Source organism: Buttiauxella sp. BIGb0552, from assembly GCF_004366275.1.
Taxonomy (GTDB): domain Bacteria; phylum Pseudomonadota; class Gammaproteobacteria; order Enterobacterales; family Enterobacteriaceae; genus Buttiauxella; species Buttiauxella gaviniae.
Genome location: NZ_SODY01000004.1, coordinates 393,389 through 409,476 on the forward strand (window position 1 = coordinate 393,389; position 16,088 = coordinate 409,476).

A 16,088-nucleotide genomic window follows, 5' to 3' on the forward strand; every position below is an offset into this window, starting at 1 on the left:
TCATGAATACAGTAAGTTACAAATAAAATTCAACCCTGCTTTTTGTTATTGTTTTTATTGATGCGCTGTTTATAAATCGCCACTTAGTATGGCGTTTTTAAATCCAGAGTTTCTAAAATGAGCAATTTATTGATTACCGGAGCCACAGGTTTTCTGGGTGGTGCTGTATTAGCTCGAGCGCTTTCTGATTCTTCAATTAACTCATACTTGTTATTAGTAAGGGCTAACTCGCCTAAAGAAGGTGTCGTTAGGGTCAGGAATAACCTTGCTAAGTTTGGTTGCAGTGAAGCCTTACTTAATAAAATTAATGAAGAAAACATATTACTCGGTGATTTAGCTGCTTCAGAAGATTTTTTGGATGATGCCAGGCTCTCTTTTGTAACCCACGTGATCAACTCCGCCGCTGTCGCTTCATTTGGTGATAATGCGCTGATCTGGAAAGTGAACGTTGAAGGTACACTTAAATTCGTCAAACGGATGGCGGATGTGTCGGGTTTGGTCCGTTTTGTACATGTGGGAACCGCAATGTCATGTGTACCGGATGCAGGGACGCTGGTAACAGAAAGCATGGCGCGCAAGCCTGAAGAAGAGCATTTGGTTCAATATACGTGGTCTAAATCCACCATTGAGCAATTGATGGTAGAACATTGCCCGCAACTGCCTTTAGTTATTGCTCGCCCTTCAATTGTGGTAGGGCACAGTGAAGAAGGTTGCCGTCCATCCAGCAGCATTTTCTGGGTATTCCGCATGGTGCTGATGCTTGGGAAGTTCATGTGTTCAATGGAAGATAAAATCGATGTTATTCCTGTGGATTACTGTGCAGAGGCACTTTTGTTATTAACAAAACGCTCAAAGCTAAGCGAAAAGGTTTATCACATATCAGCGGGTGACACAGGTAGTACGCAGTTTGTCGAAATAGATAAAGCGATGGCCGCGGCACTCAATCAAAAACCTATCTATTCTACTTATCAGCAAGTGGATTACAGCGAGTTGGTAAAAGAACGCAGAGATTTCAAAACAATTTACGGTCCGTGTAATGAAAGGCTGATGCTAAGAGCAATGCGTTTATATGGTGAATTTTCGATGCTCAATGTGCGTTTCTCGAATAAGAAACTGCTGGATTTAGGTATGTCACCGCCACCGCGTTTTGTCGATTACATCAACCGCTGCGTTGAAACGACACGTGATGTCACTATCCCCGAATTAATGAAGGTCGATTTTAAATAGCAGTAACTTCTATTACCTGCAGGGGAAGGGACTCCCGCATCTCATTCAAATGTCGAAAAAAACCTCTCACAGACTCCCTGGTATAAGTGCGTTACTTATAATCCACCGCCGATTATGAAGCTCTCTTATAACAGCGTATTTCTACTATAAGTCTCACTCTGGTTTGCTACAATCTCGCCTCATTTTTTGGACGGACCGCAATTTTCTATGGTTTCTCAAGATAAAACAACACAAGCGCCTGGCTTACGCCGTGAGTTAAAAGCGCGCCACTTAACGATGATCGCCATCGGCGGTTCCATCGGTACTGGGCTATTTGTTGCCTCTGGTGCAACCATTTCTCAAGCGGGCCCTGGCGGCGCGTTGCTCTCCTACATGCTGATTGGTCTGATGGTGTACTTCCTGATGACAAGCCTGGGTGAGCTTGCGGCTTATATGCCGGTTTCGGGCTCTTTTGCTACTTACGGGCAACAATACGTTGAAGAAGGCTTCGGTTTCGCACTGGGCTGGAACTACTGGTACAACTGGGCGGTAACTATCGCGGTTGACCTGGTCGCATCACAACTGGTGATGAACTACTGGTTCCCTGATACCCCGGGCTGGATCTGGAGTGCACTGTTCCTCGGCATCATGTTCTTGCTGAACTACATCTCCGTTAAAGGTTTTGGTGAAGCAGAATATTGGTTCTCACTGATTAAAGTTGTCACCGTTGTCATCTTTATCATTGTCGGTGTGATGATGATCCTCGGCATCTTTAAAGGTGCACAACCTGCTGGCTGGAGCAACTGGGCAATTGGTGATGCACCGTTTGCTGGTGGATTCTCCGCGATGATTGGTGTCGCGATGATAGTCGGATTCTCATTCCAGGGGACTGAGCTTATCGGTGTGGCTGCGGGCGAATCTGAAGATCCAGGCAAAAACATCCCACGTGCTGTGCGTCAGGTGTTCTGGCGTATCCTGCTGTTCTATGTGTTCGCGATTCTGATTATCAGCCTGATCATTCCTTATACCGATCCGAGCCTGCTGCGTAACGATGTAAAAGACATCGGCGTCAGCCCGTTCACCCTGGTATTTGAACATGCAGGTCTGTTGTCTGCGGCGGCAGTAATGAACGCCGTTATTCTGACGGCGGTACTGTCTGCGGGTAACTCCGGGATGTACGCCTCCACTCGTATGCTCTACACCCTGGCATGCGACGGCAAAGCACCACGCATTTTCTCTAAGCTGTCCAAAGGTGGTGTGCCGCGTAATGCGCTGTATGCGACAACCGTTGTAGCGGGTTTGTGCTTCCTGACATCCATGTATGGCAACCAGACAGTTTACCTGTGGCTGTTGAATACCTCAGGGATGACTGGTTTCATCGCCTGGTTGGGTATTGCGATTAGCCACTACCGTTTCCGTCGCGGGTATATCAAGCAAGGTCTTGATCTTAAAGACCTGCCGTACGTATCCGGTTTCTTCCCAGTGGGGCCAATTTTCGCCTTCGTCCTGTGCCTGATCATTACACTTGGCCAGAACTATGAAGCGTTCCTGGCTGATAAAATCGACTGGGCAGGCGTAACGGCTACCTATATTGGTATCCCACTGTTCCTGGCAATCTGGATGGGCTACAAGATCGCCAAAGGCACTCGTTTCGTTAAGTATGAAGAAATGACGTTCCCAAAAACGTTTAAAAACTAAGTGAGAAGGGCGCGATTATCGCGCCCTTTTTTACCCCCTCTGGCATCAACCTTCCGCATTATCCCCTTTCGATACATTACAAACTTTAACAATTTGATTGATAACCATTCTCGTTTAATTTATGGTGTCGCCACGCTTTATCTCGGCTGGATGTCGGTGAGTAAAGTGAGCAGTTGTTTGCCAAAGTAGCCAGCAACGCATTAAGGAATGTGAGCGCAATCCATCGTTTAGTTTGCCATTCACCTCATGGAGAAAGGAATGTTAAGGTTGAATCCCATCGTCCGGGGAGGACTTTGCGCGTCGATAATCAGTGCTGCGTTTCCGGTTATTGCCGAAGAACGTGAAGACACCATGGTGGTTACTGCTTCGGCTACCGAGCAAAACCTCAAAGATGCCCCTGCCAGTATTAGCGTTATCACCCAGGATGACCTGAAAAGGAAACCGATCCAGAACCTGAAAGATGTCTTGCAGGAAGTCCCGGGCGTGCAGCTCACGAATGAAGGGGATAACCGCCAGGGAGTCAGTATCCGTGGCTTGAGTAGTAGCTACACGCTGATTCTGGTGGATGGCAAGCGGGTTAACTCGCGCAATGCGGTGTTCCGTCACAATGATTTCGACCTTAACTGGATCCCGGTCGATGCCATTGAGCGTATCGAAGTGGTGCGCGGGCCTATGTCTTCGCTCTACGGTTCGGATGCGTTGGGCGGTGTGGTGAACATTATTACGCGCAAAGTTGGCAAAGCCTGGCATGGCACCGTGACGGCGGATACCACCGTTCAGGAAGATCGCGATCGCGGTGATTCTTATAACAGTAACTTCTTTGCCAGTGGGCCGATCATTGACGATCTGCTTGGGGTGAAAGTTTACGGCAACCTTGGTAAGCGCGAGAAAGATAAACAGGAAGCGTCAAGCACCAGCGCAACGGGCGAAACGCCACGCATTGAAGGCTTTACTACGCGCAGCGGCAGCGCTGAGTTTGCCCTGACACCAGCCGAAAATCAGGACATGACTTTCGGTTACGGGTTTGACCGCCAGGACCGTGATTCAGATTCGCTGAATCAAAACCGCATGGAGCGCCAGGATTACTCGATTTCCCACAATGGACGTTGGGATTACGGTAATACCGAACTGCGTTTCTATGGCGATAAGATTGATAACCTCAATCCAGGCAACAGCTCGCCTATCACCTCACGCAATAACAGCCTCGATGGCAAACTGGTTCTGCCATTAGGCGAAATCAACCAGTTGCTGACTTTCGGTGGTGAATGGCGGCACGATAAGCTGTCAGACCCGGTAAACCTCACCGGCGGCAACAGATCTGAAACGTCAGCCAGCCAGTACGCACTGTTCTTAGAAGATGAGTGGCGGATTTTTGAACCGCTAGCGCTGACTACCGGCGTGCGTATGGACGACCACGAAACCTACGGCGACCACTGGAGCCCACGCGCATACCTCGTATACAGCGCGACAGATACCATCACCATGAAAGGTGGCTGGGCAACGGCATTCAAAGCCCCTTCATTACTGCAACTTAGCCCGGACTGGGCCAGTAACTCCTGCCGTGGCTCTTGTAAGATTGTCGGTAGCCCGGATCTGAAACCGGAAACCAGTGAAAGCTTCGAGTTAGGTTTGTACTATGCGGGTGATGAAGGTTTGCTGGACGGGGTTTCAGGCAGCATCACTACCTTCCAGAACAACCTCGACGATATGATTGATATTAATCGTACTTCGAGCATCAGCCAGGCACCGTCCTATCCAAACTTTGTTGGTTTTGACAGCGCGGGTCGCCCAATCTTCAAATACTACAACGTCAACAAAGCGCGTGTTCGCGGTGTTGAAACCGAGTTGAAAGTGCCGTTCAGCGAGCAGTGGAAACTCACACTGAATTACACCTATAACGATGGCCGTGATTTGAGCGGTGGCGGCAACAAACCATTAGCTTCGCTGCCATTCCATACTGCGAACGGTACGGTGGATTGGGCACCATTAGATGACTGGTCATTCTATGTGTCTGCAAACTATACCGGTGAGCAACGTGCCACAACCGACGGCTCGCCAACACCTGGCGGCTACGTGGTGTGGAATACGGGCGCTGCGTGGAAGGCAACGAAGAGCGTTAAGTTACGTGCCGGGGTAATGAACCTGGGTGATAAAGATCTGAGTCGTGACGATTACAGTTACAACGAGGATGGCCGTCGTTACTTTATGGCGGTGGATTACACGTTCTGATTTGAGCTTTTGCCCTCACCCTAACCCCCTTGTCAGGGTGAGATCTATAAGATGAGATGTTTTTCCGTTCACCCGAACGTCTGGTTATCTCTGCAACCGTTGTTAACGGTGAACGAGCCAAGGAGAGAACGCCCTCTCCTTGGCAATCCTGGCGCCCGGCCATTAAATTGCCGCTACGCGGTAAACCCCAGCTTATCCCCAACGTTCAGGGTCGTTCGCGACTCGCTCCCGGCGATCGCTCTCTTTCGCTGCTCCCGGCAGCTCAACCCTGACTTATGGGGAACACTGGGGCAATTTATACCGGGAATAAGGTCAAAACCGGTTTGGTTTTTGACCCTAGGTTTTGCCGTTGACCTTTGGTCCGGCATAAATCGCCTCCGTTTTGACTGTAAGGCCGGGTCGAGCCGTCGGGAACGGCGAGAGGTTGTGATCGCCGGGAGCGAGTCACAACCGACCCTGGGACTGAAAGGGAAAATGGAGGTTTACTGCGAAGCAGCGATTTAAACGCCGGGAGCCGGGATTATCAAGGGTGCTGCGGTAGCACCCTTGATACGTTCACCGGTTCGGTGAGGACAGATATCACTGAACCTTTAGTGAACGGAATCTACTCCGTATAGGCAGGAACCTCCCCTCAAAGTTGTGTATAAGAAACATCCCCGGGGTGAGGGCAATGAATTACGCCAAATGCTCCGCATGAAAACGCAGGTGGTCTTCTATAAACGAGGCAATAAAGTAATAGCTATGGTCGTAACCCGGCTGCACGCGCAGGGTTAGCGGCCAGTTTTTCTGACGTGCTACTTCAGCAAATTGCGCCGGTTGCAGTTGATCTGCAAGGAACTGATCCGCATCACCTTGATCGATAAGCACAGGAATGGCGTTGGAACTATCAGCCTGCATCAACAAGCAGCAGCTATCCCATTCGCGCCATTTCTCTTGGTCTGTACCTAAATAAGCATTAAAGGCTTTTTGGCCCCACGGCACGCGAGTTGGGTTCACGATCGGTGCAAAGGCCGAAACAGAGCAATAACGATCAGGATTTTTCAATGCGATGCTTAGCGCACCGTGGCCACCCATCGAATGCCCAAAGATAGAGGCTTTCTCACTGATGCTGAAGTTATCAGCAATCAACGCTGGCAACTCATCATTAATGTAGTCGTACATGCGGAAATGGTCGGCCCACGGCTGTTCGGTGGCATTCAGGTAAAAACTTGCACCCTGACCAAGATCGTAGCTTTCATTATTCGGTACATTTTCACCACGTGGGCTGGTATCAGGCATTACCAACACAATCCCTAATTCAGAAGCGACACGCTGTGCTCCGGCTTTGGTGGTGAAATTCTCATCATTGCAGGTCAAACCGGACAGCCAGTACAGAACCGGTGGAGGTGTGGTGCGTGGAGTTGGCAGAAAAATACTGAACGTCATTGGGCATTTCAGTACCGCTGAATCATGGCGCCAGCGCTGTTGCCAGCCTTCAAAACATCGGTGTTCTTCTAGTAGTTCCATCCAGAGGTCCTTAATTTTACCCTTCATACTTCAAGCCGCATTTTTGTTGGCTTTCCTCGCTCACCCCAGTCACTGACTTATGTCAGCTCAGGGGATTCACTGCGTCGCCGCCTCAATGCAACTCGAATTATTTTGGGTATATATTCAATGTGATTGAGGAATATTCACTTCTCCCCAGTCTAGCCATGCGGCATCATACTGGCAACGAAATCGCAACATTTGGGGTGATAGTGGCGGCACGTATCGCGTTGACAGGGTTTCTGGTGTTGGTGGTTGCAATGGGCATTGGCCGATTTGCATTCACACCACAAGTCCCATTAATGATAACTGAAGGGCAACTTACCTTAACCAGTGCGGGTTTGGTAGCAGCGATTAACTACCTCGGTTATCTGGCTGGCGCATGGGATGCCATGCGTGCACATCGGCGGGTAGAGTTGCGTTTGCATGCTGGTGTCTGGGGAGCAGTCATACTGACGCTACTTTCTGCTACCGTGGATTCAGCCTTGTGGCATGCGTTGATTCGTTTTCTGATTGGTTGTGCCAGCGGCTGGGCGATGGTGTTAATCGCCGCATGGAGCAATGAGCAGCTGGCACATTTAGGCAAGCCGGGGTTAAGTGCGGCGGTGTTCGCAGGACCGGGGGCGGGAATATTTGTCAGCGGGTTGTTGGCGGTGGCAATCCACAGTTACGGGTTGTCAGCAAGCAGTGCCTGGCTGGTTTATGGCGCTCTGGCGCTGCTGTTTATCCTGTTAATCGCCCGAAATTTGCCACGCAAAGGGGAGTTGCACCGCCCGGAAACGGCACCCGAGCCGCTGGTGTTAACGCCACAACTCAAACGCCTGGTGTGGAGCTATAGCCTGGCCGGATTTGGTTATATTCTCCCCGCCACATTTTTATCGCAGATGGCGAGCGCACGCTTTCCTGGAAGCGCGTTTGCGCAGTTTGTCTGGCCGATATTTGGCGGTGCGGCGGTTTGCGGTATTTTGCTCGGCATTGCCGCGCGTCAAAAGCTGCAAAGCCATCAGCGCCTGGCGCTGGTTTTGTGGTTGCAAGCGCTTGGGGTATTCGCCTCAGATATGATTCCCGGCATGGTCGGGCTGGTTTTAGGTTCGTTGCTGGTGGGAGGTGGCTTCTTATGTGCGGTGCAATTATCGTTGCAATATGGACGCGAACTGGCGCCAAAGCATACCCGTTACATGGCAGGATTACTCACTACCGGTTATGCCATGGGGCAACTGGTGGGGCCGATGCTGTCAGCATTATCGACTTCGCTTACCGGGCAACTTGAGCCTGCGTTATACGTAGCCGGCGTAGCATTATTGATTGGCGGCGGCCTCGTCTGGCGTAAAGAGTAAAGGTATTGACGATTTCAATAATTATCGTTCGCACTACTGGATTATGCGACCGTGCTCACGCACAATGAGCGCACACTTTGCCCCATGTAGGGCCGAGGTCAGTCACACCTGCAGGAGAAAACAACATGTCATCACTAAGTCCAGAAGCCGCATTGGTTCATGAAGCATTGGTTGCACGCGGCCTGGAAACGCCACTGCGCCCACAATTGCGTGAGCTTGATAACGAAACCCGCAAACGCGAGATTGCCGGGCATATGACGGAAATCATGCAGTTGCTGAATCTTGATCTCAGCGACGATAGCTTGATGGAAACCCCACATCGCATCGCTAAAATGTATGTCGATGAGATTTTCTCCGGCCTTGATTATGCCAACTTCCCAAAAATCACCGTCATTGAGAATAAGATGAAGGTTGATGAGATGGTCACCGTGCGCAACATTACGCTCACCAGCACTTGTGAACACCATTTCGTGACTATCGACGGTAAAGCGACAGTGTCTTATCTGCCGAAAGATACCGTGATTGGCTTGTCGAAAATTAACCGCATTGTGCAGTTCTTTGCGCAGCGCCCGCAGGTTCAGGAACGCTTAACCCAGCAAATCCTGATTGCACTGCAAACCTTGCTTGGCACCAACAATGTGGCGGTATCTATTGATGCAGTCCATTATTGTGTGAAAGCGCGTGGCGTGCAGGATGCGACTAGTGCGACGACAACCACATCTTTGGGTGGATTGTTTAAATCCAGCCAAAATACACGCCAGGAATTCCTGCGCGCAGTGCGTCATAACTAACATTAATTAGGTAGGGTGTATGAGTAGAAACGTTACGCTGGATTTTGTCCGTGGCGTCGCTATTCTCGGCATCCTGCTGCTTAATATCGTGGCCTTCGGTTTGCCGAAGGCTGCGTATCTCAATCCAGCCTGGTCCGGTTCCGCTACTGGTCACGATGCCTGGACGTGGGCGATTTTAGATCTCTTCGCTCAGGTAAAATTCCTCACCTTATTTGCTCTGTTATTTGGCGCGGGCTTGCAGATGTTGTTACATCGCGGCAAACGCTGGATTCAGTCACGTCTGACGTTATTAGTTCTGCTCGGTTTTATGCACGCTATCTTCTTTTGGGATGGCGATATTTTGCTGGCCTACGGTTTAGTGGGGTTGGTGTGCTGGCGTCTGATTCGTGATGCACCGGGTAATCGTTCATTGTTTAATACTGGCGTTATCTTGTATCTCACCGGTATTGGCGTGCTGCTATTGCTAGGTTTTATTTCCGGCGATGCACCGAACCGCTCGTGGATCCCCGATGCTGCAAATTTGCAGTACGAGCAGTGGTGGAAGCTTAACGGCGGGACGGAGGCCATTAGCAATCGCATCGATTTGCTCTCATCAAACCTTGTAGCTCTGGGCGCGCAATACGGTTGGCAACTGGCGGGGATGATGCTGATTGGCGCGTCATTAATGCGCAGTGGCTGGCTGCGAGGCGAGTTTAGTCTGCATCATTATCGCCGCATTGGCGTGTGGCTGATTGTGGTTGGGTTGCTAATTAACATTCCTGCGATTTATGCCCAGTGGCATCTTGGCTGGATGTATCGCTGGTGTGCTTTCTTGCTGCAAGCGCCGCGTGAACTAAGTGCACCGTTTCAAACTATTGGCTATGCAGCACTCGCATTTGGCTACTGGCCGCAGTTGTCGCGCTTGCGCCTGGTGAATGCAATAGCGCATGTCGGGCGAATGGCATTGTCGAACTATCTACTGCAAACAGTGATTTGCACTACCTTCTTCTTCCGCATGGGCTGGTTCATGAAGTTTGACCGCCTGAGCCTGTTGGGAATTGTGCCTTTTGTCTGGGTAATCAATATCTTATTCTCTATGCTCTGGCTGCGTTACTTCCGTCAAGGGCCTGTTGAGTGGCTCTGGAGACAACTAACCGCACGTGCTGCAGGGGTATCACTGAAGCATCCAGCAAGATAATGATATACATCACAAACGTTAACAATATGTATGTAACCGTTTTCATTGGTGTGATCATCCTCACGTAGTCATTCCCAAGTCGCTGCCAGAATAGCCACCTTGCCATATACAGGGTGTATTCATGAGACTAATTCCTCCTTCGCTTGGTGATAAATATGATCACCATTCGTGACGTTGCCCGAATCGCCGGCGTCTCCGTGGCGACCGTATCCCGTGTACTCAATAACAGCGCGCTAGTCAGCGCTGATACCCGTGAAAGTGTGATGCAGGCGGTGGCGCAATTGGGCTATCGCCCGAATGCTAACGCCCAGGCTCTGGCAACGCAGGTCAGCGATACAATTGGTGTAGTGGTGATGGATGTGTCCGATCCATTTTTTGGCGCATTGGTCAAAGCGGTGGATGTTGTGGCGCAAGAGCACAACAAATATGTGCTCATTGGCAACAGCTACCATCAGGAAGAAAAAGAGCGTCATGCCATTGAGGTATTGATTCGCCAGCGCTGTAACGCATTGATTGTTCATGCTAAAGCACTCTGTGATAAAGAGCTGGCCGAGTTCCTCGATCACATTCCTGGCATGGTGCTGGTTAACCGTATTGTGCCCGGGTACGAGCATCGATGTGTCGGACTTGATAATGTCAGTGGCGCTTTGATGGCGACTAGAATGCTGTTTAATCAAGGTCATCAGCGCATCGGATATTTGGCATCGAGCCATGCAATTGAAGACAACGCGCAGCGTCGGGAAGGATGGCTGCGTGGCATGAGTGAACAGGGGATTGTACCGCCCGAAAGCTGGGTGGGCGTGGGTTCACCCGATATGCAGGGTGGTGAAGCGGCAATGGTTGAGTTGTTAGGCCGCAATCTGCAACTCAGTGCGGTATTTGCCTATAACGACAGCATGGCAGCAGGTGCGTTAACTGCTTTGAAAGATAATGGCATTGTCGTGCCGCATCATGTCTCAGTGATTGGTTTTGATGACATTCCGATAGCACGTTACACCGATCCACAACTTACCACGGTGCGTTACCCCATTGTTTCAATGGCACGCCTGGCGACCGAACTGGCGTTACAAGGGGCGGCAGGAACGCTCGATAATGGTGCAACACACTGTTTTATGCCGACTTTAGTTCGTCGCCATTCTGTTGCTCCACGGCAAATTGCGGCACCGGTCACTCTCTGAAAAAAGTCTTTTATGTAACCGGTTTCAATTTGTGAGTAAATTCACAGTTAATTAACAATGTGATGACTATGATGTCAGCGTCTTATCAGCTGAAACTATATGTAACGGTGACTAATCAGTTTACTTATAGGTATTCGGCAGAAAACTACCAATAAAAGCTGTTATGGAACGTTATTGAACACGGAAGAGTTTTTTAGAACAGAAAAATTTTCGGCATTCAGTAACGTTTTTGTAACAACGCTGCCTGCCTGAATACCCCTAAGAACTACCCTGCAAAAAAACCGGAGATACCATGAATAAGAAGGTTTTGACCCTGTCCGCCGTTATGTCTTGCATGTTGTTTGGTGCAGCCGCTCATGCAGCTGATACCCGTATTGGCGTGACCATTTACAAATACGACGATAACTTTATGTCAGTGGTTCGCAAAGCGATTGAGAAAGACGCAAAAGCTTCGCCAGACGTAGAACTGCTGATGAACGACTCACAGAATGACCAGTCCAAGCAGAACGATCAGATTGACGTACTGTTGGCAAAAGGCGTGAAAGCACTGGCAATCAACCTGGTTGACCCGGCTGCTGCTGGCACCGTTATCGAAAAAGCGCGCGGCCAGAACATTCCAATCGTGTTCTACAACAAAGAACCTTCTCGCAAAGCGCTGGATAGCTACGACAAAGCTTACTACGTCGGTACTGACTCTAAAGAATCAGGCATCATTCAGGGCGACCTGATTGCAAAACACTGGGCGGCTAACCCTGCGTGGGATCTTAACAAAGATGGTCAGGTTCAGTTCGTACTGCTGAAAGGCGAGCCTGGTCACCCGGATGCTGAAGCGCGTACGACCTACGTTATCAAAGAGTTGAATACTAAAGGCCTGAAAACCCAACAGCTGCAGTTAGATACTGCAATGTGGGACACCGCTCAGGCGAAAGATAAGATGGACGCATGGTTGTCTGGCCCGAACGCTAACAAAATCGAAGTGGTTATTGCCAACAACGATGCGATGGCAATGGGTGCAGTTGAAGCGCTGAAAGCGCACAACAAATCTTCTATTCCAGTATTTGGTGTGGATGCCCTGCCAGAAGCGCTGGCACTGGTTAAATCTGGCGCAATGGCCGGTACCGTTCTGAACGATGCTAACAACCAGGCAAAAGCAACCTTCGACCTGGCTAAAAACCTGGCCGCTGGTAAGCCTGCCGCTGATGGCACTAAGTGGAAAATCGAAGACAAAATCGTTCGTATCCCATATGTCGGCGTTGATCAAAGCAACCTGGCTGAATTTACGGGTAAATAAGTATTCTTCATACTTCGAGCTGCAAATGCGTTAATTGCACTTGCTCACCCCGGTCACTTACTTGAGTAAGCTTCCGGGGATACACGAGCATGTCGCCTTTGCGCAACTCGAATTATTTTGGATATTGTTTTAAAGGTGTCGAGTCGGAGGTAATTTACGTCCGGCTCAATCCACTCAGTGACACTATTGGAACCGTAATTATGGTCGACAATATTACAAATCAGTCGTCGGAATATTTGTTGGAAATGACCAACATTAATAAATCATTCCCCGGCGTTAAGGCACTGGATAATGTTAATTTAAAAGTCCGTCCTCATTCTATTCACGCATTAATGGGTGAAAACGGGGCTGGTAAATCAACGTTATTAAAATGTCTTTTTGGAATCTATGCCAAAGATTCCGGCAGCATCCTTTTTCAGGGAAATGAAGTTAATTTTTCCAGCACTAAAGAAGCGCTGGAAAATGGTATTTCCATGGTGCACCAGGAACTTAATCTGGTTTTACAACGTACCGTGATGGACAATATGTGGCTGGGGCGTTACCCAACCAAAGGTATGTTTGTCGATCAAGACAAAATGTACCGTGATACCAAACATATCTTCGATGAGCTGGATATTGATATTGACCCGCGCGCCCGCGTTGGTACGTTGTCAGTATCACAAATGCAGATGATCGAAATCGCTAAAGCGTTCTCTTACAATGCCAAAATTGTCATTATGGATGAGCCAACATCCTCACTGACAGAAAAGGAAGTTAACCACCTTTTCAAAATCATTCGTAAATTAAAAGAGCGTGGCTGCGGCATTGTTTATATTTCTCACAAAATGGAAGAGATCTTCCAACTGTGTGATGAGATAACCATCTTGCGTGACGGACAATGGATTGCCACCCAGCCATTAGAAGGGCTGGATATGGACAAAATCATCTCCATGATGGTAGGACGCTCTCTGAACCAACGCTTCCCGACAAAAGAGAACGTGCCGGGTGACGTGATTTTGGAAGTGCGTAATTTGACTTCGTTGCGTCAGCCTTCAATTCGTGATGTCTCCTTTGATTTGCATAAAGGGGAAATCCTTGGTATTGCCGGCCTGGTCGGTGCGAAGCGTACTGATATCGTTGAAACGTTATTTGGTATCCGCGAAAAATCTGCCGGAACCATTAACCTGCACGGTAAAAAAATTAATAACCATTCGGCCAATGAAGCGATTAACCATGGCTTTGCGTTAGTAACTGAAGAGCGTCGCTCGACAGGGATTTACGCCTACCTGGATATCGGCTTTAACTCGCTGATTTCTAATATTCGCAATTATAAAAACAAAGTTGGCTTATTAGATAATTCACGCATGAAAAGTGATACCCAATGGGTAATTGACTCAATGCGTGTAAAAACACCTGGTCACCGTACTTCTATTGGTTCGTTATCTGGTGGTAACCAACAGAAAGTTATTATCGGGCGTTGGTTATTAACACAGCCAGAGATATTAATGCTGGATGAGCCAACTCGCGGGATCGATGTTGGTGCTAAGTTCGAAATTTATCAGCTGATTGCTGAACTTGCTAAGAAAGGGAAAGGAATTATTATTATTTCGTCCGAAATGCCGGAGTTGTTAGGGATTACAGATCGTATTTTGGTGATGAGCAATGGTCTTGTCGCCGGAATTGTAGACACTAAAACAACCACGCAGAACGAAATCTTACGTCTTGCGTCAGTGCATCTTTGATAATTTAGGGGCTATTGAAAATGAGTGCGTTAAATAAGAAAAGTTTTCTAACTTATCTGAAAGAAGGCGGCATTTATGTCGTTTTACTGGTGCTACTGGCAATTATTATTTTCCAGGATCCGACGTTTTTAAGTTTACTCAACTTAAGTAACATCCTGACCCAATCCTCGGTGCGTATTATTATTGCACTAGGTGTGGCGGGGCTGATTGTGACCCAGGGTACTGACCTTTCTGCTGGTCGTCAGGTGGGTCTTGCGGCGGTAATCGCGGCTACACTTCTGCAATCAATGGATAACGTCAATAAAGTTTTCCCTGAGATGCACAGCCTTCCTATCCCGGTGGTACTGCTGATCGTGTGCTCTATCGGTGCGGTCATTGGTCTGGTGAACGGAATTATCATCGCCTACCTGAACGTGACGCCGTTTATCACCACCTTGGGTACCATGATTATCGTCTACGGCATTAACTCCCTGTATTACGACTTTGTCGGAGCATCGCCGGTTTCTGGTTTTGAGTCGCATTTCTCTACCTTTACCCAGGGCTTTATTGCGTTAGGTACTTTCCGGCTATCCTACATTACGTTCTATGCGCTATTTGCTGTGATGTTCGTATGGGTGCTGTGGAACAAAACTCGCTTTGGTAAGAACATCTTCGCCATCGGTGGTAACCCGGAAGCGGCTAAGGTTTCAGGCGTTAACGTTGCACTGAACCTGATCATGATTTATGCGCTGTCAGGTGTGTTCTACGCTTTCGGCGGAATGTTAGAAGCAGGTCGTATCGGTTCTGCAACCAACAACCTCGGCTTTATGTACGAACTCGATGCGATTGCGGCGTGCGTGGTAGGCGGCGTGTCATTCAGCGGTGGCGTAGGTACGGTTGTCGGCGTAGTGACCGGTGTAATCATCTTTACGGTCATCAACTACGGTCTGACATATATCGGCGTGAACCCTTACTGGCAGTACATTATCAAAGGCGCGATTATTATCTTCGCAGTAGCCCTGGACTCCCTGAAATACGCTCGTAAGAAGTAATCTCCACGGTTTTACCAAGACCCGCACAGCAAGATATGTGCGGGTTTTTTTATGGACTTTGCCCGCCTCTATTTCTTATCTTTCTTCTGCAATTCCAGCAACTGCTCTGGCGTCACAGCCGGATAAGCTTGTGCATCTTCGGGGACTTCATGCATGGCGGGAATAGGGACTAGCGGCCCAAGGAAACGCGGCTCACGCTTGAAGATATACAAATCTGCCAGCGCACCCAGACGCGCACCAAACTCTCTGATACGTACAGTCATCATATTTTTTGGTGAAGGAACGGCGTAACACTGCGCCTGAATCCCCATATGCAGGGCGATAAACAGTGCGCGTTCGCAATGGAAACGCTGAGTGATAATAATAAAATCATTGGTATCAAACACTTTGCGAGTACGTACTATCGAGTCCAGAGTACGAAAACCTGCGTAGTCCAGTACGATATCGGCAGGGTCAACGCCACCGGCAATCAGATCTTTGCGCATGGTCATCGGTTCGTTGTAACTCTGGAGGGCGTTATCTCCGCTTAAAAGCAGATAGTTCACTTTGCCGCTGTTATAAGCATTTAAAGCGCCCTGAATACGGAATTGATAGTACTGATTAATCACGCCAGTGCGGTAATACTTGGCGGTTCCCAGCACCACACCGACCTGACGGTACGGTAAATCCTGAAGTTCGTCGTAGACGTAAGGCGCTGTTTTCCAGCTTATCCAGCGGTCAAGACACAGCGCAGCTACCACAGCCAAGCCGATGATGACCAACAGGCTATAAAACAAGCGCTTCAACATGGACTTGCAGCTCAATAAAGGGATGAAATTTTATTCAAGGCTACTTTACCTGGTGGTTAAGAGCAAGATTCGTGGAGTTGGTTGAATTAAAATTCGCCAGAACGGGCGCATTTACGC

At 48.9% G+C, this 16,088-nt stretch carries 12 protein-coding genes; 10 read left to right on the plus strand and 2 right to left on the minus strand.

Annotated elements, in window-relative coordinates; translation table 11 throughout:
* The first annotated feature begins 117 nt into the window (after positions 1 to 117).
* The 3 genes from EDF88_RS13995 to cirA all read left to right on the plus strand — a co-directional run bounded on the left by EDF88_RS13995 (position 118) and on the right by cirA (position 5,133).
* Positions 118 to 1,227, plus strand: coding sequence for an SDR family oxidoreductase (locus EDF88_RS13995; protein ID WP_134185233.1), 1,110 nt, complete (start codon positions 118 to 120; stop codon positions 1,225 to 1,227).
* A 207-nt stretch (positions 1,228 to 1,434) separates the two neighbouring features.
* Positions 1,435 to 2,904, plus strand: a complete 1,470-nt coding sequence (locus tag EDF88_RS14000; protein ID WP_134185235.1) for an amino acid permease — start codon at positions 1,435 to 1,437, stop codon at positions 2,902 to 2,904.
* A gap of 258 nt (positions 2,905 to 3,162) precedes the next feature.
* Positions 3,163 to 5,133 carry a catecholate siderophore receptor CirA gene (gene cirA / locus EDF88_RS14005; RefSeq protein ID WP_134185237.1) on the plus strand — a complete coding sequence of 657 codons (1,971 nt, stop codon included), beginning with the start codon at positions 3,163 to 3,165 and terminating at the stop codon, positions 5,131 to 5,133.
* Positions 5,134 to 5,808: 675 nt separating this feature from the next.
* Here cirA and fghA read toward each other — a convergent pair.
* A complete protein-coding gene (gene fghA, locus EDF88_RS14010; RefSeq protein ID WP_134185239.1) occupies positions 5,809 to 6,639 on the minus strand; it encodes an S-formylglutathione hydrolase in 831 nt (276 codons plus the stop codon).
* Positions 6,640 to 6,869: 230 nt separating this feature from the next.
* Between fghA and EDF88_RS14015 the strand changes: the two genes are divergently transcribed.
* From EDF88_RS14015 to mglC, 7 genes are all read left to right on the plus strand, one after another.
* Positions 6,870 to 7,994 (plus strand): YbfB/YjiJ family MFS transporter, encoded by a 1,125-nt coding sequence (locus EDF88_RS14015; protein WP_064512488.1) that lies wholly within the window; start codon positions 6,870 to 6,872, stop codon positions 7,992 to 7,994.
* Positions 7,995 to 8,119: 125 nt separating this feature from the next.
* Complete coding sequence (gene folE / locus EDF88_RS14020; RefSeq protein WP_064512467.1) at positions 8,120 to 8,785, plus strand: GTP cyclohydrolase I FolE; 666 nt, start codon at positions 8,120 to 8,122, stop codon at positions 8,783 to 8,785.
* 19 nt (positions 8,786 to 8,804) lie between these two features.
* A complete protein-coding gene (gene yeiB / locus EDF88_RS14025; protein WP_134185241.1) occupies positions 8,805 to 9,962 on the plus strand; it encodes a DUF418 domain-containing protein YeiB in 1,158 nt (385 codons plus the stop codon).
* Positions 9,963 to 10,117: 155 nt separating this feature from the next.
* Positions 10,118 to 11,140, plus strand: a complete 1,023-nt coding sequence (gene galS, locus EDF88_RS14030) for an HTH-type transcriptional regulator GalS (RefSeq protein WP_134185243.1) — start codon at positions 10,118 to 10,120, stop codon at positions 11,138 to 11,140.
* 292 nt (positions 11,141 to 11,432) lie between these two features.
* Entirely contained in the window at positions 11,433 to 12,431 is a 999-nt protein-coding gene (mglB, locus tag EDF88_RS14035; protein WP_064512459.1) for a galactose/glucose ABC transporter substrate-binding protein MglB, read from the plus strand.
* 200 nt (positions 12,432 to 12,631) lie between these two features.
* The gene (gene mglA / locus EDF88_RS14040; RefSeq protein ID WP_134185245.1) at positions 12,632 to 14,152 is read left to right on the plus strand and encodes a galactose/methyl galactoside ABC transporter ATP-binding protein MglA; all 1,521 of its coding nucleotides are present in this window, start codon (positions 12,632 to 12,634) and stop codon (positions 14,150 to 14,152) included.
* Positions 14,153 to 14,172: 20 nt separating this feature from the next.
* Positions 14,173 to 15,183 carry a galactose/methyl galactoside ABC transporter permease MglC gene (gene mglC, locus EDF88_RS14045; RefSeq protein WP_134185247.1) on the plus strand — a complete coding sequence of 337 codons (1,011 nt, stop codon included), beginning with the start codon at positions 14,173 to 14,175 and terminating at the stop codon, positions 15,181 to 15,183.
* A gap of 68 nt (positions 15,184 to 15,251) precedes the next feature.
* Here the strand turns inward: mglC and sanA are convergent, their stop codons facing one another.
* Positions 15,252 to 15,971 (minus strand): outer membrane permeability protein SanA, encoded by a 720-nt coding sequence (gene sanA / locus EDF88_RS14050; protein WP_134185249.1) that lies wholly within the window; start codon positions 15,969 to 15,971, stop codon positions 15,252 to 15,254.
* Between the last annotated feature and the right edge of the window lie 117 nt (positions 15,972 to 16,088).